21 protein-coding genes are annotated in these 19,962 nt (G+C 52.0%); 8 read left to right on the plus strand and 13 right to left on the minus strand.

The window, feature by feature from the left end; all coding sequences use genetic code 11:
- Positions 1–214: 214 nt before the first annotated feature.
- From ACTID9_RS17570 to ACTID9_RS17580, 3 genes are read right to left on the minus strand one after another with little or no spacing between them, the layout of a single operon-like run.
- On the minus strand, positions 215–1,405 hold the full coding sequence (locus ACTID9_RS17570; RefSeq protein ID WP_441066034.1) for a Ger(x)C family spore germination protein: 1,191 nt from the start codon (positions 1,403–1,405) through the stop codon (positions 215–217).
- On the minus strand, positions 1,402–2,844 hold the full coding sequence (locus ACTID9_RS17575) for a spore germination protein (RefSeq protein WP_441066036.1): 1,443 nt from the start codon (positions 2,842–2,844) through the stop codon (positions 1,402–1,404). Before ACTID9_RS17575 ends, ACTID9_RS17570 begins: the two co-directional genes overlap by 4 nt.
- Positions 2,841–3,935 (minus strand): GerAB/ArcD/ProY family transporter, encoded by a 1,095-nt coding sequence (locus ACTID9_RS17580; RefSeq protein ID WP_441066038.1) that lies wholly within the window; start codon positions 3,933–3,935, stop codon positions 2,841–2,843. The genes ACTID9_RS17575 and ACTID9_RS17580 overlap by 4 nt, the downstream gene beginning before the upstream one ends.
- A 209-nt stretch (positions 3,936–4,144) precedes the next feature.
- Here ACTID9_RS17580 and ACTID9_RS17585 point away from each other — a divergent pair, with 209 nt between their 5' ends.
- Together ACTID9_RS17585 and ACTID9_RS17590 are read left to right on the plus strand one after the other, a co-directional pair.
- Positions 4,145–4,468 (plus strand): winged helix-turn-helix transcriptional regulator, encoded by a 324-nt coding sequence (locus ACTID9_RS17585; RefSeq protein ID WP_122916626.1) that lies wholly within the window; start codon positions 4,145–4,147, stop codon positions 4,466–4,468.
- 66 nt (positions 4,469–4,534) lie between these two features.
- Complete coding sequence (locus ACTID9_RS17590; protein WP_441066040.1) at positions 4,535–5,080, plus strand: uracil-DNA glycosylase family protein; 546 nt, start codon at positions 4,535–4,537, stop codon at positions 5,078–5,080.
- Positions 5,081–5,118: 38 nt separating this feature from the next.
- Here the strand turns inward: ACTID9_RS17590 and ACTID9_RS17595 are convergent, their stop codons facing one another.
- The 4 genes from ACTID9_RS17595 to ACTID9_RS17610 all read right to left on the minus strand — a co-directional run bounded on the left by ACTID9_RS17595 (position 5,119) and on the right by ACTID9_RS17610 (position 11,350).
- Positions 5,119–8,019 carry an ATP-binding protein gene (locus ACTID9_RS17595; RefSeq protein ID WP_441066042.1) on the minus strand — a complete coding sequence of 967 codons (2,901 nt, stop codon included), beginning with the start codon at positions 8,017–8,019 and terminating at the stop codon, positions 5,119–5,121.
- Positions 8,020–8,309: 290 nt separating this feature from the next.
- Complete coding sequence (locus ACTID9_RS17600) at positions 8,310–8,675, minus strand: response regulator (protein WP_441066044.1); 366 nt, start codon at positions 8,673–8,675, stop codon at positions 8,310–8,312.
- A 20-nt stretch (positions 8,676–8,695) separates the two neighbouring features.
- Complete coding sequence (locus ACTID9_RS17605) at positions 8,696–10,687, minus strand: alpha/beta fold hydrolase (RefSeq protein ID WP_441066046.1); 1,992 nt, start codon at positions 10,685–10,687, stop codon at positions 8,696–8,698.
- A gap of 63 nt (positions 10,688–10,750) precedes the next feature.
- Entirely contained in the window at positions 10,751–11,350 is a 600-nt protein-coding gene (locus ACTID9_RS17610; protein WP_441066048.1) for a TetR/AcrR family transcriptional regulator, read from the minus strand.
- 155 nt (positions 11,351–11,505) lie between these two features.
- Here ACTID9_RS17610 and ACTID9_RS17615 point away from each other — a divergent pair, with 155 nt between their 5' ends.
- Positions 11,506–11,649 carry a hypothetical protein gene (locus ACTID9_RS17615; protein WP_441066050.1) on the plus strand — a complete coding sequence of 48 codons (144 nt, stop codon included), beginning with the start codon at positions 11,506–11,508 and terminating at the stop codon, positions 11,647–11,649.
- 14 nt (positions 11,650–11,663) lie between these two features.
- Here the strand turns inward: ACTID9_RS17615 and ACTID9_RS17620 are convergent, their stop codons facing one another.
- Positions 11,664–13,022: a serine hydrolase gene (locus ACTID9_RS17620; RefSeq protein ID WP_441066052.1), complete on the minus strand. Its 1,359-nt coding sequence runs from the start codon at positions 13,020–13,022 to the stop codon at positions 11,664–11,666.
- A 113-nt stretch (positions 13,023–13,135) separates the two neighbouring features.
- On the minus strand, positions 13,136–13,612 hold the full coding sequence (locus tag ACTID9_RS17625; RefSeq protein ID WP_441066054.1) for a MarR family winged helix-turn-helix transcriptional regulator: 477 nt from the start codon (positions 13,610–13,612) through the stop codon (positions 13,136–13,138).
- Positions 13,613–13,784: 172 nt separating this feature from the next.
- Here ACTID9_RS17625 and sleB point away from each other — a divergent pair, with 172 nt between their 5' ends.
- Complete coding sequence (gene sleB, locus ACTID9_RS17630; protein ID WP_441066056.1) at positions 13,785–14,429, plus strand: spore cortex-lytic enzyme; 645 nt, start codon at positions 13,785–13,787, stop codon at positions 14,427–14,429.
- A 63-nt stretch (positions 14,430–14,492) separates the two neighbouring features.
- Here sleB and ACTID9_RS17635 read toward each other — a convergent pair whose 3' ends face one another.
- Both ACTID9_RS17635 and ACTID9_RS17640 read right to left on the minus strand, forming a co-directional pair.
- Positions 14,493–15,164, minus strand: coding sequence for a class F sortase (locus ACTID9_RS17635; protein WP_441066058.1), 672 nt, complete (start codon positions 15,162–15,164; stop codon positions 14,493–14,495).
- A 62-nt stretch (positions 15,165–15,226) separates the two neighbouring features.
- The gene (locus tag ACTID9_RS17640; RefSeq protein WP_441066060.1) at positions 15,227–15,469 is read right to left on the minus strand and encodes a hypothetical protein; all 243 of its coding nucleotides are present in this window, start codon (positions 15,467–15,469) and stop codon (positions 15,227–15,229) included.
- A 198-nt stretch (positions 15,470–15,667) separates the two neighbouring features.
- Here ACTID9_RS17640 and ACTID9_RS17645 point away from each other — a divergent pair, with 198 nt between their 5' ends.
- From ACTID9_RS17645 to ACTID9_RS17655, 3 genes are all read left to right on the plus strand, one after another.
- Positions 15,668–16,837: an MFS transporter gene (locus ACTID9_RS17645; RefSeq protein ID WP_441066062.1), complete on the plus strand. Its 1,170-nt coding sequence runs from the start codon at positions 15,668–15,670 to the stop codon at positions 16,835–16,837.
- 105 nt (positions 16,838–16,942) lie between these two features.
- On the plus strand, positions 16,943–17,200 hold the full coding sequence (locus ACTID9_RS17650; RefSeq protein WP_441066064.1) for a VOC family protein: 258 nt from the start codon (positions 16,943–16,945) through the stop codon (positions 17,198–17,200).
- Between the two features lie 35 nt (positions 17,201–17,235).
- Entirely contained in the window at positions 17,236–17,367 is a 132-nt protein-coding gene (locus ACTID9_RS17655; RefSeq protein WP_441066065.1) for a hypothetical protein, read from the plus strand.
- 68 nt (positions 17,368–17,435) lie between these two features.
- Here the strand turns inward: ACTID9_RS17655 and ACTID9_RS17660 are convergent, their stop codons facing one another.
- A complete protein-coding gene (locus ACTID9_RS17660; protein WP_441066067.1) occupies positions 17,436–17,930 on the minus strand; it encodes a hypothetical protein in 495 nt (164 codons plus the stop codon).
- A 79-nt stretch (positions 17,931–18,009) separates the two neighbouring features.
- Positions 18,010–18,831: a MerR family transcriptional regulator gene (locus ACTID9_RS17665; protein WP_441066069.1), complete on the minus strand. Its 822-nt coding sequence runs from the start codon at positions 18,829–18,831 to the stop codon at positions 18,010–18,012.
- Between the two features lie 205 nt (positions 18,832–19,036).
- Between ACTID9_RS17665 and ACTID9_RS17670 the strand changes: the two genes are divergently transcribed.
- A complete protein-coding gene (locus ACTID9_RS17670; protein ID WP_441066071.1) occupies positions 19,037–19,939 on the plus strand; it encodes a LysR family transcriptional regulator in 903 nt (300 codons plus the stop codon).
- Positions 19,940–19,962 lie beyond the last annotated feature (23 nt).

Here is a 19,962-nt window from a genome sequence, read left to right on the forward strand (position 1 = left end):
GATTCTCTCTCTCTTATTTTCCTTTAAACAACGTAATTTTGTCAATAAAAATTATTTTAACATACTGACAACTTTTCCAATTGCTTCTTGCTTGGTATGTCGCCCTTGGGCATGGCTGAAAAACAGGCAAGGTGGATACAGGACGTGGAAAATGTTGCAGACCTTCATTAGTATGCACGTCTTCTCACATTCCGGCAAGTCATTGTACCCACCTTCAACGGTTTTTCCGTTCTTCTTGCGTCCCGAGCATATGAAACTTGGCGAGCCCCCCGCTTTTTGTTGTCGCCTTTACTTTTATTTGTCCGAGTGATTCTTTCGTGAGCCGCATTCCTCCATTCTTGGCTACTTTCTTCCACATCGATGGCTCATTTCGGTACATCCAGCTCTCCAAATTATATACATCCGCCTTTATTTTTACCCCTGCCGCAAACGTTTCCCTGATCTGCCGCTCGATGTTTTTCTCGGCGATCCGATTCATCTGGGCCGGCGACAGATTGTGCAGCAGCTCGGAAATGACACCGCTCACCTCGACTTCGACGGAAAATACAGGCTGCTCGCCCTGCAGACGAACTTTTATCTTCGGCTTGATCGTATCCATCACCACTAGCCCATAATTTTTCCCGTTCTCCTCGATGACGATCGGCGTGCGGACGGTATTTTTGTCCAGCCAGCGCAGCCCCAGCAGTTCCGTCCGCGTCAGGCAGCCTTTCAAATGTTCTTGATAAAGGAAGCAAACGCCCCCTTGCAGCAGCTTGGGGACCTGCTTTTCCCCCTCTCGCCATTGGGTGTCGTTGATGGCCAAATACGGAACCAATACCGTGCGAGCCGGTTCTGTCCAATCCGCGATGAACGTGTAAAGAAACATCGGTTCAATGATGGAGCTTTGCGTGTAAATATCGTGCGGATCATTCAGCTGGGAGTAGAGGACAGAGGTTTGCAAAAGCGGATAGGTCGAAAAAACATCCTCGATCGGCCTGTCTGTCGCCTCCACCCACACCGTGTACCGAAACTCGTAGTAGCGATTGATCTGCTCCAGCATATCTTTGACGATTTTCGCCTCCAGCGCGCGTTTGTGAAACAAAATCGTGCGGATATGGCTGAATTCGAGCCGCTGCTGCGAGGTCCGGTACAAATTGAAGACCGCCTGATCGAGCGAATTGCCTTCCCCCTTGCCCACGACGGTCGGCTGGTTGGTGTTGGAGCCTCCACTTGCCTCGACTTTGGCGACGTTTTTGAAGCCGACGATTTGAAAATACACGATATACTTGTTGTCTTTGTAATCGATCCCGATCGAGTTCACATACATGAGATGCTCCAGCTCGCGCATGCCCCAGCAGCCGCTGAGCAAGCATGCGACAAGTACGATCGCGGCCGCGATCCTTACATGTTTGCTCAGCCTGCTCATTTGTTCCCGCCTCCCCGTCCGCGTGACAAGATTTTCGGCGGTCTGTCCGATTTGAGCCACGGAATGCGGAACAGCACTTTGTACAGATCGCTTGCGATCGGCGGCGAAAGCGGCGACAAATAAGGCATCCCAAATGACCGCAAGTTGGCCAAATACAGCGTGATCACAAGGAGCGAGAACAAAAAGCCGAACATCCCGAGGATCGAGGACACAAGAAGCACGAACAGGCGCAGCAGGCTGACGACGTTGACCAGGTTTTGATTGCCGAGCGTAAACGTTGCGACAATCGAGATCGCCATGATCACCAGAATTCCCGGAGCGGTCATGCCGGCGCTAATCGCCGCCTGCCCGATGATCAGCCCCCCGACGACCGAAAGCGTCTGACCGATCGCAGAAGGCAACCGCAGCCCCGCCTCCTTCAGCAATTCGAATAAAAGCATCATGGTGATCCCTTCCAAGGGGGAGGGAATCGGTACGCCTTGCCTGGAGATGACCAGTGTGGCGAGCAGCGTCAGCGGAATCTGATCCTGGTGATACGTGAGGAGTGCAATCCAGAACCCAGGCAAAAAGATCGCCAAATTCATGCCGAACAGGCGAAACAGGCGGGTGAACGCGACAAAAATCGCCGGCGTGTTGGCATCTTCCGCTGAATTGAGCAAAAACGTCATATTGACCGGCGCAATCACCGCTGACGGCACGCCGTCGATAATCAACACAAACCGTCCGTGCTCCAGACTGTTTGCAGCAAAGTCCGCCCGGCTCGTATATTGGTAAAGCGGAAAAAAGTTAAACGAAGAATCAAGCAGCTTCTCTTCCAATTGGGAGGTGCTGAAAATGCCAGTCGAACGAACCCGCTCAAGCCTCGTGCGGATTTCTGCCAGCACGCCAGGCTCAATGATTCCGCGCATGTAGAGCAAGGCGACCAATGTTTTGGAGTTTTCCCCCATGATGTAATGTTCTACGGCGAGCTTGCTCGTTTTCAACCGTTTACGCACCAACGCGACATTCATCATCAGCTCCTCGGTGAATCCATCCTTTGGCCCGCGGATCGACACCTCTGTCGCCGGCTCTTCCGGGGAACGATGCGGCGGCTCGGCAAGATCGACACAATACGTCCCCCGCGGCACTTCAAAATACAGAATGAGCTCACCGCTGAACAGACGTCTGGCGATGTTGCTTTCGTCCTGCTCATCGACGCGAATCATCTGGAACGGCACCTGCTCTTCGACATTCGTCTCATCTGTCACCACATGGTTCCGGTAGAAAAAGAACAGCTCGCGCATAATGGATTGGTTGATCATCCTCGCGTTGCACATGCCCTCACAGTAATAGAGGTAGACACGCATGGGCGGCGACTCCTGCAGCAGGAAGGAATCCGCTTGCACATCGTCGCAGTCTGCCACGATGTCCAACAAAAATTGCGGTCCGATCAATTTCATGTTGTCGCCCGCCTCCTTTCACGCGCTTTGGAGAGAATACCGGTGAACAGAAAAATGATACTCGCCACCAAGGAGAAGATCAGGAATGCCGGCATGAGATAATTCGTGAGAACAAACAAAAACGTCTCATCCGTCATCGGATATAACATCATACCGACAATCAGCAAATAAAAGAAGCAAAGCGGAATCCACTTCACAGGTCTGCGGAGCAATCCCGTCAAATCCATGATGAGGTGAAAGAACAGCGAAACCCGAATAAATGCGCCGGTCAGCCATTGGTAGATGCTGAGAAAATCGACATGCTCAATGTACAGGCCGATATTGACCAGGCGCCACTGTTCGTAAGCCGGATAGCGCAAATTGGCAGCCAGATTGGGCCCGAATTCGCTGATGGCCCCCATCGTCGGCCCGAGTGTCAAGCCGACCAAAATCACCGCGAGCACAACCGCAGGCAGGACGGCGAGCTTTTTCTTCAGATGATGCTGGAGAAAGATTACAACCAGCAGTTCGGAAAAACCGGCGCCTGTGAAAATCATTCCGTGCCAGACCGGCTCCCACCCATGAAACAAAAACGGCTTCAGATATGTGTAGTCTTTATGATGGAAGTTGGCCGTCATCACAAAAAAACCGAGCAAGACAACAATCGGCAGCAGCATTCCTGCGGTTATCGCAATGGAACGGATTCCCGCAAATGCATTCACAAAACAGATTGTCGTAAACAAAAGGACGTGCACGATCATCGGGGTGCTTTGCGCAAAAGACACGTGCATCCAGCTCAAGGTGTCATGCAGCGTAACCAATGCGAGCAAAAACAAATACAGCGAGACACACCAGCAGATAAAACGGGCGATGAAACGCCCATAGATGGCTTCGAGCCATAAGGGCAGCGGCTGCTGCTTGCTCAGCCGGGCAATCATGACCACGAGGATGGTAAAGACAACAAAGACGGCACCCGAGCATAGCACAGCAATCCACGCATCCCGCCCCGACGATGACAGAATCAGCGGAATCACGATGACATGGTTCATCAGCCCGATGCTCATCATCAAGATCATGCCCATTTGGAAAAATGTAATTATGGTGCCCGGCATAATGTCGTACCCTCCGTCCCTTTCAATCGCTTCTTATTATTTCCCACGCCTGGCAAGTTATGTCTGGCCAGGAAATTTACCCGATCGTACATTTTCGTGACAATTACGTGGCTTTTTTGGGTATGATGAGGGAAGTCACGCTTACCCACTTACTTTTCTTTAGTGCTTGTGGTACAGTAATACTAAGTTCTTGTACGGGGGTGTTACAAATGGCTGAACAGAACCATCCCAAAACCGCGATGTGTCCCAAATTTGAAGAGGCCGTCAGTCTGTTGGGAAAAAAATGGACGGGATTGATTTTGCACGTGTTGTTGACCGGTTCAACCCGGTTCAAAGAGATAAAAGAAATGGTACCGCACATGAGCGACAAAATGCTCGCCGAGCGATTAAAGGAGCTGGAGGAGTGCGGCATTATCGAACGAAAGGTTTATCCGGAAATCCCTGTCCGCATCGAATATCAGCTCACAGACAAAGGCAATGATCTCGAACAGGTCATGGCCTCCATTCGCCAATGGGGCGAACGCTGGATGTAAGGGAGAACACAAAAAAGGATGGCAAGCGGGCCATCCTTTTTTGTATCACATGTAAGGAGCTCAACAATGGATTTCAATAAAATGAAAAAAAACATTCTTATGTGTCAAGATTGTAAAGAAAAGTTTGGGTTCACACCCGTTCCCATTTTTCATGGGAATGAACGCTCCAAAATCATGCAAATAAGTCAAGCTCCCTCGAATAATGTTCACAAAACAAAAAAACCGTTCAACGATCCCACAGGGGCGAAACTGAAATACCAATGGTATCAAATAACCGAAGATATCTTTTATAATGAAGACAATTTTTATATTACCGCATTATCGCACAGTTTCCCTGGCAAAAACGCAAAAGGCGGAGACAACCCTCCGCCATTGTCTTGTGCAAGAAAATGGCTGACAAAAGAATTGGATTCGGTAGATAACCAATTATTTATAATCATCGGGTCGAGAGCTGCAAAATTTTTGTTTCCGGATGAGGATTTTGCAGACTTGGTCTTTCAAAATCGTGTAATCAACAACAAGCCTGCGATCGTGCTGCCACATCCTTCACCACTTAATCGTAAGTGGTTGAAAGACCATCCATTATTCGGGAAAAAAGGTTACCAGAAATAAGAGAAAAAATTTGGAGTCTGCTTTTGGACAAATGAAGATCATCCATCCGATCGGGTATCCGGATCAGGCACGTAGATTTGGCCGGCGCGCTCTCGGCGCGCGATGGTCGCATTCAACACTTCCGTCAACATTTTCGGATGGTATGGCTTGACCAGATAGCCTTTTGCCCCCAACTCCCATGCCTTGTTCTTTTCTTCGAATGCGCTGGAAATCAGGATGGGAATGCGGCTCGCTTCCCGATTCTCCTTCATTTCCGTGATGACCTGCCATCCGTCCATCCCGGCACCAAGCATCAGATCGAGCACCACTGCATCCGGCTGAAGCTGCGCAACTTGCTGGACGGCTTCGCGCCCGTCGGCAAAATGGAACACCGTAAAATCACTGCTCTCCAGCTCTGTGCGCAACAGTTCCGCCAAATTGACATCGTCTTCCACCAGTACAATCTGGCCGCCTGCAGAAACGTTTTGCGGGTGTACAGTCACCGCCGCTTCCGCCTGCCCCACGCGTTGTTCATCCGGCGCAAGGGGCAGCCGGACGGTAAACGTGCTGCCTCGGCCGAACTCGCTGGAGACATCGATCGTCCCTTGATGGAAGCCGATAATTTCTTTCACGATGGCCAGTCCCAAGCCGGTTCCGCCGATTTCCCGCCGGTCCGAGTTATCGACCCGATAAAACTTGGTGAACAGATGGGGCAGCGATTCCTCTGGTATTCCCAAACCTTGATCGCGCACATCCAATTTGGCACAGCCGTTTTCTTCCTCGCACGTGATCACAACCGCTCCGCCGGCGGGCGAATACTTGACAGCATTGCTCAGCAGGTTCGTAAAGACTTGGCGGATTTTGTCCGCATCCCCTGTGATCAGTGCGACAGGCTGTTTCGGCTCGAACACAAACCGGTGCAGGCGCGTGTTCACGCGCTGCAGCTCAATCGCTTCTTTGACAATCTCGATCACGTTTAGCGGTGCCATGTTGTAATTTTGCTTACCGGATTCCATCCGCTGCAAATCCAGGAAATCGTTGATCAAATTGGTCAGGCGGGTCGCTTCCTGGTGGATGGTTTGCATATATTTTCGCTGCCTGTCAGCAGGTAGCTGCTTGTGCAGCAACAGCTCGGCAAAGCCCAGCACGCTCGCAAGCGGCGTCCGCAGTTCGTGGCTGACCGTGCTGACGAACTCCGATTTCATCTGATCAATCTCGTACTCTCGCGTAATATCGCGATGAACGAGCAGCGTCCCCAGCTTGTCCGCTCCACGGTAAAGCGGGACGTTGTACATCTGGATGTATCGTTTCTGCTCCAGGTTCACTTCATAAACAAACGTTTTGGTCGATCGCGTTTTCCCCGTAACCGCATCGGTAATGAATGCGAGCATTTTTTCCGGCTCGCTTACGTATTTTTGCAGATAAAGGAACAGTTGTTCATGCGGGGTATGTACCTGTCCGATTGGTTCGGACTGCCCCAAAATTTCGAACATCTTTCGGTTGACCTGGATCGTGACGCCGGCAGGATCGAGCAGCTGGACACCTTCCTGGAGGGTATCGAGAATGTCTTGCGTGAGCTGCCGCTGTTTTTCCGTTTCTACATACATCCCGAGCTTCTCCAGCGACAAGGAGATTTGTTTGGCTAATCCGGTGATTTCTTTCATTTCCTGCTCGGAAGCAGGCTTGCCCAGGCGTGTGAGGACCATGCAGGCAATCAGCTCATTATTAGCCGACAATACCGGCAAGAACAGATCATGGCCATCTGTTTCCTCTACATGATAGCCCCTCTCTCCTGCGGTCTGCTTCCGCGTGATCTGATACGGGAGAAGGGTTTCCCTGATCCGTACCAACATCCCGGACTCGAGCTGGTCGAGAAACTGCCTGATCCCTTCCGGCGCGATTCCGAATCCGGCGTGATCACGCGATTCATTCAAGAGCACGATGATCCCTTTGTCCGAGGCGGTCACTTCCACCATATTGCGGATGATGCTGGTCAAAAGCTCCTGCTTGTTCAACGTGTTGGCAAGCGACATGATCAGCCGGTTCCGCTTCTCCAAATACTGCTCATTGGCTTCCGTTTTGGCGAGCGCCTCCTGCAATTCCTCCTGCTGCATTTGCAGTTCGTCCTGCTGTGCCTGCAGCTCCTCATTTTGCATCAGCAGCTCTTCTTCCTTCGTCTGGATTTGCACCATCATTGAATGGAACGAACGGGACAAATGGCCGATTTCGTCCGATCGATCCATTTCAGGCATCATCACATATTCACCGCTTGCAATTTTGTCCGTCGCAGTGGATAAGTGTGTGAGCGACGTGCCTACATCCCTCGCCACCCGGAACGTTGCCCAAACGGCGGCCGCGAGAATGCCGAGAAAGTAGAGCAAAAACAGGATTCCCTGCCCGGAAATCGCGGTGGACAGCGCCTCGTTCTCTTTTTTCAGCTCGAGTTCGCTGTTTTTCTTGAATTCATCGGCATAGGCCACCAGCTCGTTCACCGTCTGATTGAGCCCGGATGAGGACAGCTTGCGCAGTGAATCGTAGTCATCCCGGTCCACCATCTCGACTGCCTTTGGCAACGTAACGGCAAAGTAGCCGTCAAAAAAGTGCCGGATCGATTTCATAAGCTCGGCTTCTTCAGGACTGAGCTTCAGCCTGGAAAATGCGGCAAGCGACTGTTCCAGCTTTTTTTTCTCCTGAAAAATTTCTGTATATTCCTGCTTGTTTTTGAACGCATAATAACCGCGCACGCGGAAAAACAATTGGGTGGTATGATAGGAAATTTCCGAAACAAGCTCCTGCTTGCGCTGCAGCTCGGTTTCGATCGTTTGATGCTGTTCCAGCGTCGTGTAATTCAGCCAAAAGGCTGTCAGGGCGCCGGCAATAATCAGCGTCAAGACCGACAGCATCAAAAAGACGAAGCGGCGGCTAATGCTTTGCTTTACATAGTTTATCGCTTTTACCATCCATCATTCTCCCACTCTATCAACACAAAATCAGGTCATCTCATCCATTCTTTCCGACTCCGCACGATCTGTCAACGAATTTTGCGTTAAAAAACCTGCCTGCGCCATGCCTTTTGGCGAAGCTGCGGTTGCCCTTATCCTGGATCGGAATTTGATAAATTCCGATCTGTACAAGAAAAAACCGACCACAAACATCGTGATCGGAAGAGTGTACGTGAATGTACTGATCGTAACAGTAACGACTGATATATGCATTAGTAGATGATGCCCAGCATTGCCGAAAAAATCTTTTAACAACGTGTCGCTACTTTTTGAATGGACAGTTCCAGCCGATCGCGCTGCAGCGGTTTTACCACGTAATCGATCGCGCCCACGGAAATGGCCCGGACGATCAAATCTTTTTGCCCTCTCGCCGTGCAAATGATCACCTTCGCCTGCTGATCGATCTCCATGATTTTTTCTAATGCCGACAAACCGTCCATACCGGGCATCGAAATATCCATCGTGATGAGGTCCGGGCGGTACATGCGGTACAGCATGATGGCTTCCTCCCCGCTTTTGGCCTCTGTCACCACCGTGAAACCCAATGATTCGATGATGGTGCGCAGAATGGATCTTGTGAATCCGGCATCGTCCACGATCATAACCGTTTTCAAGACAATTCCTCGCTTCCCGCTTATCCGAGGTGGTCAAAATCCTCTTGCTGCCAAGATAAGCTATTGACTGTCGTTTTCCCTCCATTCAATCGTACAGGATGTGACTGAACATTTTCTGAACAACCGCCAAAGCCGTAAACATGGTCATGCAAGAGCGCTGCAGTCTCTTCCGGATGAGCGAGCGGGAATTGGTGATCATACGGAACCATGATGGCCGCAAGCCCGGCATACTCTGCCGGCAGCGTGTAAGCTTTATCATGCAAGCCCCACACGATGGTCGCTCGGCTGCCCAGAAGATCGTCCGGCGCCAATGGGGATGCACGATGGAACAGCAGCTGCATCGCGTGGGCATTGGCATAGGCGATGCGCCGGGAACGCAGACTGTCTGCGACTTGTTTCGCATAGATTGGCACGTGCTCGCTGGCAGACGAGAACGCGCCGGCGTCGATCATCCGCTTCGCCCATGCGCTTGGACGAAGACGGCGCAGCATCAATCGCAGCAGCTTCGGTGTGGCGCTCGCCCACTTCAGAAGCCGATCATGCGGCGCCTCGAAAGCGGGTTGGAGCAAAATGAGCTGATCCAGTTTGGCGCCCAGCCGCGGCGCGACGTTTCCAGCCAAATACGCCCCCCACGAATGTCCGACCAAGCGGATGGGTCCCTGATCAGGCAAAGCAGCCAGCGACTCATGGAGTGCGTTTACGATCGTTTCTACAGACTCGCTGCCGGTTTCCGTATCCAGCGAAGGCGAGCGCCCGAATCCGGGCAAATCGATCAGCCAGACGGGATTTCCCGTCTTTTCATGAAGCTGAGTAGCCAGTGGCAGCAGCGCCTCCGCATGGCTAAACAAGCCGTGCAGCAAGACCCACGGCTGGCCGGTTCCTTTTTTATAGAAAGCGGACAGATTCGCCAGGCGACGTCGCTCGAACTGCTCCAGTCCTGCGCCTGGCTGGTTTGTCAATCGGTAATCCAAATCCGCGATCGCAAACGGAAGAACGTCATCAACCAAAAACAATCGCTCGTTTTCGCCACCGTTCACCGCGAGAAGCTGTTTCGCGCTTTCATTGGGAAATTCCCGCTCGGTGATAAAGGCCATCGATTCCTTCGGGATTCCGGTCATTCGCGCCAAACCCCAGCCCATCGCCTTTTGCATCCAACCGAGCGGAATGGCGAGCTTCGGCACCGGAATCCTCATTTGCCGCGCCATCAAAGCGAGCAATTGCGGCATCGAATGGCTCGTCGCTTTGTCGCCGAGCAAGGTGTATGTGCCGCTGGTCGGTTGCGCTTGACGGACTACCCTGACGACGGCACGCGCGACATCATCATTGGTGACGAGCGGCAGCCAATGATTGGCTCCACCCGGGATGACCGGCATCAGCCCGCGGTTCATCGCATCCACCAAAATCCCCAGACCGCCTACCTGTTCCGTCTCGCCGGTCGGTCGTGCTCCGATGACGGTTGACGGATTCATTACCGCCAATGGATAGCCGTGTGTTTGCGCCTGCTGTCGAATATACAGGTCAGCCAAAAATTTCATCCGCTCATAGGCGCCTTCCCCTTGTAAAAACGAATCCATGGAAAACACGTCGGCTTCCCGATCGACGTTCTCGTCACCAAACGGACTCATGTAGCCGACGACATGCACAAACTGCCGCAAGCCGCGCGTTTGGTGAATTGTGCGGGCGAGGTCGGCCAAATGAACCGCCCCGTCGCGAAACGTTTTTCGGGCCAGCTCCGCCGCAAGCGTAATGTCCATCGTCCCGCCGGCGTGGATGATGACGTCTGTCGTCAGCGCCTTTTCATAGGCGGCGGCGTCCAGTCCCAACCGTTCTTTTTGCAAATCGCCGATCAAAAAATCGATCCGCCCGCTTTCCCCCACCCCTAGCTGGTTGAACAGCCGTTCTGCTTTTTCCTTCGAGCGGCATAACACGAAAATTTCTTCATCACCATGTTGAAGTTGCTTGAGAACCTCCTTGCCAATCACACCCGTTCCACCTGTCACGAAAAGTTTCATGCAATTGCCCTCCTCGAATTAGTGCCATACAGTTCTAATTAATGCTGTAAAAAAACTGCTTCCTCAGCCGCGAAGCAGTTGATAAAAATGGGTTGCCGTCTCCTGAATGATCTCTGGATGCTGTGTCGTTTCCGCCAATACGAGGGCTCCCTCGAGCGCTGCGATGAACAAAGCGGCAGCAGAAGCGGCCGATACATCCGGGCGAAACTCCCCGCGCGCCCGTCCTTGCTCGAACAAGCGCGTCAAGACAGGCGGCAGTTCGGCAAAAAAACGGGTGATTCGTTGTTTGACCTGACCGGCATCTCGCGGACTTTGCACATACAGGGAGACAAATGGGCATCCGCCCTGACAGTTGCGCGCGTTGATCGCCGTGGTGAGCATGTCAATAAACGACTGCATCCGCTCTTTCACGGTTTTTTCGTCCTGGGCGACCAGTTCGGCAATGGCCGTTTCATACATGTCGATCCAATACTCGACAACCGCCAGCAGCAAATCCTCCTTTCCTTGAAAGTGGTAATAAATATTGGACTTGGACACGCGGCTGATCTGCATCACCTCGTCCATGCTGGTTTGCGCATAGCCTTCTCGCAAAAAGAGATCAGCAGCTGTTTCAATCACTTTGGACCGATTGGACCTTCTGGAAGCTTTTGTTTTCGTATTCATATTTAGAACTATACGGTACTACTTATCATTCGTCAAGATTTGTCTGGATGCATACGTATGGTTTGGGGCAAGCCAGGCGTACACTACGTGATGGGGGGTGATTGGTCATGCTGAATGATTATCGGTTTACCGCATCATGGAGAGAGGCTTCGGCCATGGTAAAAAAATTGAAGAAACGCAAAGTTCCCTATTCCTTGACGCAATCGGCGGGACAGCGCAGAGTGGAATTCGTCTTTTCCAATGTGAGCGAACCGCAGTATTTTTATTTGTTTTTGCTGTTTGAGGACAAGTTTTGTTAAAGGCTCTAAGCCGCTTACGCCCGTCGCGCTGACGATCGATGCCCGTCCTCGCTGATCATGATGCTGTCGGCGCATTTTGTTTCACTTGGGACAAACTCCACTTCAATCGGAACCGACCGAACGAAAAAGCGCGTGTCCGTTAACGGATACAGTTCGACACGCATGTTGCCTTCGGCCTGCAAATACAGACGCCCCTCCTCGGTCGTCACCGTCAGCGCCGTTTGCTCCTTATTGTCCAGCACATAGTTGCCCACATAGGCGGAATAGATGGCTGGATCGATGTTGGCCAGCTTTTTTTTCGGGGGCGCAGTCGGGAGGTCGCTCGGCAAATCGAACAAAATGTTTTCCGCTGCCATATTGACGGCCTGTTCAAATTCCGCCTCCTGCTCGAAGTTGCGGAGAATCATCAATGTTTTATTGTGATCGTGATAATGACTCAACATGGTCGAGTACCCAGGCCAGCCTCCGGTATGGCTCATGATTCGGCCTTTTTCCTCGTTTTCTTCCAAAAGCCAGCCAAAGCCGTAATCAAACGTCTCACCATTGTTCAAGTGGACGGGCGCAACCATTTCCTGCCACGTTTCACCGCTCACAAGCTGGCCGGTGTACAACGCCTGATCCAGTTTCAGCAGGTCGGCCAGTGTGGAATTGACCGTGCCGTCCCCCTGAATTCCGTCCAGGTAGACCACATAATCCATGTCGGCAACGAAATCGGGAAGCGCATAGCAATCGGCATGGAGGTCGTACACGTAGCCGTATGCGTAATTTTCGATCTGCTCCTTCCTGTATCGGCGGTTATACACCTGTGTATGGTTCATCCCGAGCGGTGTGAACAACTCCTCTTTTAGATAGGATGAAAAGCTTTTGCCCGCGATCTTTTCGATGAGGATCGCGAGCAGCACATAGCCTGTATTGCTGTAGAGCCAGCTTTCATTGGGCTCAAAATAGACAGGCGGTCGATGCGCGATCAGCATCTTCAGCACATCTTGATTCGTCGCGATTTTGGTTCGGTCCCAATGGATGGAAAACAGCTCCATATAATCGGGCAAACCTGACGTGTGGTTCAGCAAATGGCGGATCGTGATGCCTTTGTACGGCAAGTCTGGCAGCCATCTGCCGATCGGCTCATCGTAGCTGGCCTTGCCTTGCTCCACCAGCTTGATCATGCCAAGGGCGGTGATCGGTTTGGAAACGGAGGCCAGCTCAAACACGCTATCGATCTCCAGCTTGCGCCCTGATGCGAGATCGGCAACGCCATATGCCGCCTGATAGATGACTTTTCCGTTTTCCGCCGCGAGGACAACGCCATTGAAAAGCTGCTTTTCTGCCAAAGTGCCGAATAAATGGGCAAACCGCTCTTGCTTCGTTTTCACGCGAATCTCTCCCTTTTCGTCCTATTTTTATATAAAACTTAATAGTTAAGATAACTTAACAATTGGATGTGCAAGGGCGACTGTGTCCCCTCCGCGGTGGATTTGCGATTTGCTTACGCGCCACTTCCTTCTTTATCGCGGCTCAACTCTCGTTCGACGATCCCTTTCAGCTTGAGGACGATGTTTTTCATCGTGACCACCTCTTGTGCATCCAGCTTCGAATAGAAGCGTTCGACAACGTTCCGTTCCATCATTTCTTCCTTGATGAAATATTGAATGCCCATTTCATCGAGCCGAACGAGGATTTCCCGGCGGTTTTGCAGATTGATCTCCCGCCGCACATACCTCGCTTTTTCCAGCTTGCTGATGATTTGGCTGACTGCGCTTGCAGACACCTTCATTTTCTCGGCGATTTCGCTGACGGTCAGCTGTGAATGCTTTTGGACCAGTTCCAGCAAGATCGTCTGCTTTGCTGTAATTTCTGTATCCAGCGCGTTTTGGTACTCCTGCAAAATCATCACACTCATCGCGTAATTCGCTTCATTCATCTCTTTGACGATCGCATGGAGGTCGATTTGTTCGGCATTCATGGAAATACGTTCGCACCCTTCATTGTTAAGCTACCTAAAGCAATTATAAAATGTTCCTTCACACAAAAGCAAGCTGAAAACCAGCCGGGAAGACCTGCCACTCCTCCCAACGATTTTGCGTTGCATCTTTTTTTTGACTCTCTACAATAGGGAAAGAAGGAGGAGGTCAACCATGAAAAGATTTTACAAGTGGGCACTTTCCTTCCTGGTATTGTGCTCCACGACGTTTGTCGCGCATTCACCTGTGGAAGCTGCAACCGTGCTGCAAACAGGCAGCCAAGCCGGGGATGTGTGGGATTTGCAATATCGTCTCCAGTCAATGGGATATGACGTGGGCAAACTGGACGGTATTTACGGAAGCCAAACGAAACAGGCGGTCATCCGCTTTCAAGAAGATTATGGCCTCGACGTCGACGGAATCGCTGGCAGCAAGACGATCGGGACTTTGAAAAAATACTCCGTCAATGCAACGGAAATGGATTTGCTGGCACGCCTCGTCTACAGTGAAGCACGCGGAGAATCGTATACCGGACAAGTCGCAGTCGCAGCCGTCGTGATGAACCGTCTGCAATCGCCCAAATTCCCGAAAACGATTCGAAATGTCATTTTCCAGGCTGGCGCATTTACAGCGACCGATGACGGACAATTTTGGCTGACGCCTAATTCCACCGCTTATCTGGCTGCGCAAGACGCGGTCCGCGGTTGGGACCCATCCGGCAATGCGCTCTATTACTTTAACCCGACAACCGCCACATCCAAGTGGATTTGGAGCCGCCCGCAAATCAAGCAGATCGGCCATCACATTTTTACCAAATGACCTGCATATTTCCAATCACAAACCAGCCCGTTTGCAGGCTGGTTTGTTCGTTTTCACCGGACATTATTTGGTTTTATGTGCACCCATGTGTGGTGCTTCCATGGGTTCGGGGTCCGCAAGCTCGGTGAATACAACCAGCCTTCTCGCATGTTCCTGCGTTTTTTTGTTGAAACGGCCTGAGCAAGTAATCAGGTTCAAATGCGGCTTGGTTGCCTGCCCAAAAATTTTTTTGAGAGGGGCATCCGCCGTTGGGTACGAGACAACTTCTTTTACGACAAAATTGATTCGCTTCCCTTTTCCATTGGAGACGATCACCTTGGCGCCTGGCTTCAGATCGCGCAGACGATAAAAAATCGCAGGTCCGGTATAGTGGTCAAAATGACCGGAGATGACGGCATTTCCTTTTTCGCCGGGCTTTGTCCATGGCGCCAAAATTCCCACCTTATCAAATTCCTTCGGCACCCCCATGTTCCCCTTCGGGGTGACGCCGACAGGCTCCACTCGCGCCTTCAATTTGATGGACGGGATCTCAAGCAGGTCGGGCATGATCGGCTGCGGCGGAACAGCAGGCTTGGTGTACAGTTTGATGTGCGGGACCGAATAGAGTTTTGGTTCAACATGCTGATCGAGCGATAACTGCTGCTCGCGGACTGGTGCGGGTTCCGGGGTGGTTGCTGCACAGCCGCTGCAAAAGAGAAGAATGAGTACGAAATAAGCAAGCGGTCGATTCGTCATTCGTTTGTCTCCTTATTCTTAACGATAAAAAAGAGAAGGATTTCTCCTTCTCTCCTCCACCTTTAGTTGCTTGCGCCACCCATACCGGTTTTTGGCATGCCCGGAGTCGCTTTGATATGGAATTTGTGGCCTGCTTTTGTCGCTTTTGTATGCATTTTGCCATGGTGAGCTTTCGTGTGCATTTTATGATGGGCTTTCGTATGAACGGTGCCTTTCTTAGCTCCATCGTGTTCCGTCTTGGCAAATGCAGAAGCGGAAGAGAACACCAGGCAAAGTGCAGTCGCGATCGCAAAAGCTTTTTTCATGTTGTCCACCATTCTTTCGTAAGAGATTTGTCAGACGATATTATCGTGTGCACAAACGCCGTCCGTTAGTAAAGTTAAAGAGAGGGAAGAACGCTACCTTTTAGGGAGAGCAGGAAACCGCTGTCATTTTGCCTCCATGACCCGGCAATCATGTTTCCCCTGCCTTGTACATAACATAGGGACGAGGGAGGGAAGGAAATGAGAGGGACTTATGTGTGGGTACTGCTTGCCATATTGTTTCTGGCTTCTTTTGACATGCATGCGCAATTGCCGCTGTTGGCTCCTTATGCACGAACATTGGGAGCGACCACGCTGGTCATCGGCATTTTGCTTGGCGCTTATTCGATGAGCAACCTGCTCGGCCATCTGATCGCGGGACCGCTGCTCGACCGATACAGCAAAAAGCTGTTCATCTGCGCCGGCCTGTTTTTGGCAGGCTGGCTATTGGTCGGCCAAGGGATGGTGGACAGCCCGGACACGCTCCTGTGGCTTCGCCTGATTTTTGGCTTCACGATGGCATTCGTCACCCCGACTTGCCTTGCGCTTCTCGGCCAGCTGGCGCGGACACCGGAGGAGCAGGGCGTTTACATGGTCAAAAAAGGAATGGCGCTTACCGCCGCCTCCATCGTCGCACCGGCCATCGGTGGCTTGCTCGCGGCGAAATTCGGCTACGGCGATACGTTTTTTATTTTTGGCGGCGTGATGATGCTGGCGTCGATGGTCGGGATCTGGAGCCTCCCTACCAAAAAAGCGCTGCATTCCATGAGCAAACCGCAGCCGGAGAAAAAAGTTTCGGCTTTTCGTGTCATGATGACCACCCATGCGATGTACCCCGCCTATATATGTGGCTTCGCCACCACCTTTGCCAGCGGAACGCTCATGTATGAGATTCCGCTGTTGCTGCAGGAAAAACATCTGGCCCCGACGGTTTCCGGCATAATATTCAGCGTAATGGGGGTAGGCTCGCTCCTGATGCTGAGCCAGTTTTGGTTGAACCGCATCTCCCCTGTCGTTCGCTGCTCCTTGTCGATGTTGGTGCTGGGCTTGACCATGTACAGCTTGGCGCTTTTTGGGCCAGCCAATCTGTACGCGCCCGTTTTTATCCTTGGCGCCTGCTTCGGCGTGCTGTACCCGGCGATGACCACGATGCTGGCGCAAAGCGCCCCGCCCGCCATTTACGGGACGGCATTCAGCCTGTACGCCGCTGCCCTGTCCGTCGGTTCCATCGCCGGCCCGATCGTCGCCGGAGCGATCTCGCAAGGACACGCCACGTTTTTCGTCAGCTTTTTGGTAGCCATGGTCGCAAGCCTCATCACCGGCTGGCTGTACACGATTACCCATGCCAGTCCCCGCTCGGTCACGCGGTAACCTATCGTTGATTCGAGTGGGATTGGTGGGAACACTTGCGCATTGCCTGGGAAATCCGTATTTGGTACTGTGAAAATGTGAAAATTCAGAAACCAGGAGGGCTTGATGATGAGCAAAAATGAAAAAATACCGGGCTGCGGCTTTCATCACGTAGCGCTGCGCGCCAATGATTTCGCAGCAACCGTCGCGTTTTATACGGAAGGACTTGGCTTTGTCCGGCGCCATGGCTGGGGCGAGGGGGCAAAAGAAGTTGCTCTGCTCGATACCGGGGACGGCAACTACATGGAAATTTTCGCTGGGGTACGGGTGAAGTTTTGCCGAGCGGCGCGTATTTTCATATCGCCTTTCGCACAAGCGATGTAGATGCAGCCGTCGCAGCAGCGGTCGAGGCTGGAGCCGTGCTCACCGACGGGCCGCGCGATGTGGTCCTCGGCAATCAGCCGCCAACACCGGCACGCATCGCTTTTGTCAAAGGATTAAACGGGGAGTCCATCGAGTTTTTCCAAAGCACGGGCGACAATCAGCTGTAAGGAGAACATCATAAACAGAAATAGACCGGCAGGCGCTTTTGCCCACCGGTCATTTTGTTTGCTGTCGACTACTCAGCATCGATTTCTTTTACCAATACATGCCCATCCCAGTCGCGAGAAATTTTCCAGCCCTCGCTTTCCTTGACGAAATCGATCTGTCCGTTCGCTTCGATTATCTTGCTTGGTCGGCCATCCGGATACGTCAATTCCAGCTTTATCGTATAATCATAGGAACGCGCGCTGTCAGCCTCCGATTTGGGCTGCAATGTCAGCTCTTTCACGGTAATGTTGGCTTTTTGGCGAGTGGCGACCAACGTGGCGATGGCCATAACGCGGTTGTTTGTAATAGACCGGTATTCCTTTTCGGTAAAGTAAGGTTTGATTTTCTCGTGTCTTTCGAGGATGGTCTGAATATCGTCTTTCACTTTTGTGTAATCGGCAATTTCGTATTCGACCTTTTTGGCTTTTTCGGCTAAAGCCCGCACTTGCTCATCCGGAGTTGTCTCTGTGCATGCGGTCAAAAAAGCAACTGCAATGCTTATGGCGATCCAAAGACGCTTCATGATGATCCCCCCTCCGATGTAACCATACCAAACAATTCCAGGGTTTGGAAGGTGGAGTTCTTTGCAGGGAGGAGGGTCTTTATCTCTCCTTTTTCACGGGAATTTGGATTTCGGTAACATGCCGGCTTGTATCCGCTGTCGTCAAATAGCCTTCATGGTGCACTTCCCGGACGGGTCCGGCAAGCGTGTAGTCATTGTGCTCCATCCATTGCTGCAGTGCGGTGTAGGCATTGGTCAAGGTGTCCGTGCCCCCTTTGTGGATGACGCAGGCCAGTTCGCTTACGGATTCCAGCTCGCGGCACGCAATCCGGTTTGTTTCCGGCAGCGTCTCATGAACCGGAACCGCAACCTCAATAGTCGGTCCACCTTCCTCATTGCTTGCCTCGTAATAAATGGCAATCGGCGAGCTGATTTTGGCGCGGTGGTTGCTCACGTGTGTAATCAGTTCATTCCACAGAGCACCCTGATTTGTGTAATCGGCTGTATGCTCCCGGATGGACATGACTTTCTTGGCTTCTTCCTTTTTGACCACGACATCATACTGCAACATGTGTGCATCCTCCTCTTTTCGCAAATGATGGATCAGGTGTGTGAGGCGATTCAGCTTCTCCTGTCGGGATGCAAGCTCAGCGTGAAGCTCTGCTTCCTTATGCCGCAAGAGGGTGATCATCGCTTCTGCCGACGTGTCCCCGTCGATGATTTGCGCAATCTCTTGCAGGGAAAAATCGAGCGCTTTAAGCGCCATGATGCGATGCAAACGTGGGATTTGGCTCGCCGTATAATACCGATAACCCGTTTGCTCGTCAATCTTCATCGGCGGTAAAAGTCCCAGCTCGTCATAATGATGCAGCGCTTTGACAGACACCTTGTTCAGTTTGGAAAAATCACCGATTTTGAACATGTTCATCACCTCGTTTTGAATCATACTGTCTCCGGTTAGGGAAGAGTCAACACTTTCGCGGCAATTGCAAAACCGTTCACTTTCGCCCATCCCTTCTTGCCGCAATCCGTTTGTATGGTCGATGTATACGGGAATACGCCGTATTGGTAAAATGAATATACAAAATGCTTTTCATGCCACATATCTATAGAAGGAGAATCGCCTCGTGGACATCCGTGAATTGCAGTACGTGATGGAGCTATCTCGCCTGCGCAGCTTCACCAAGGCGGCGGAAGCGCTGCACATTACGCAACCGACATTGAGCAAAATGATCCGCAATCTGGAAGAAGAACTCGGGCTCGTCTTGTTTTCGCGCATCGGCAAAAAAATCGAGTGCACCGACGCGGGCCGGGTGGTCGTCGCCCATGCCCAAACCATCCTCGACTCGTTTCAAAGCTTGACCCGCGAACTCGACGACTTGACCACGTTCACCAAAGGAACGATCCGCATCGGCCTGCCGCCTATGGTCGGCGCCAGCTTTTTCCCCACCGTGATGAGCCAATTCCGCGCCAAATACCCCGGCCTGGACATTCACATGGTCGAGGAAGGCTCGAAAAAGCTGGAGGCGGAGATCGAGAGCGGCCGGCTGGACATGGCGGTCGTGCAGATGCCGGTCAATGACGAGCTGTTTGATTCGCACGTGCTCATCAAGGAAAACCTGCGGCTCATCGTCCATCCCACCCATCCGCTTGCCCAGCGAGACGCGGTGACGCTTGCCGAGCTTGCGGATGAATCGTTTGTTTTTTTCAGCAAAAGCTTTACCCTGCACGATCGAATCATCGAGGAATGCAACCGGGTCGGCTTCACCCCGCATGTTCTTTACGAAAGCTCCCACTGGGATTTTATCCAGGAGATGGTCGCCGTGAATCTGGGCGTTGCCTTTTTGCCTGAGACCATCTGCCGCTCGCTGCAGCCGAATCGCGTCCAAAGCGTCACGCTGGTCAAGCCGGCGATCCCGTGGCATTTGGCGATGATCTGGCGAAAGAATACGTATTTGTCGCTGGCTGCGCGGGAATGGATTCGGTTTACGCAGTCGTTGTTTGGGGAAATGGAGGGCAGGGAGCAGTAGACGGGGGGACACTGGCTTTACGC

It is taken from the genome of Brevibacillus fluminis (genome assembly GCF_052072235.1).
Taxonomy (GTDB): Bacteria; Bacillota; Bacilli; order Brevibacillales; family Brevibacillaceae; genus Brevibacillus_D; species Brevibacillus_D fluminis_A.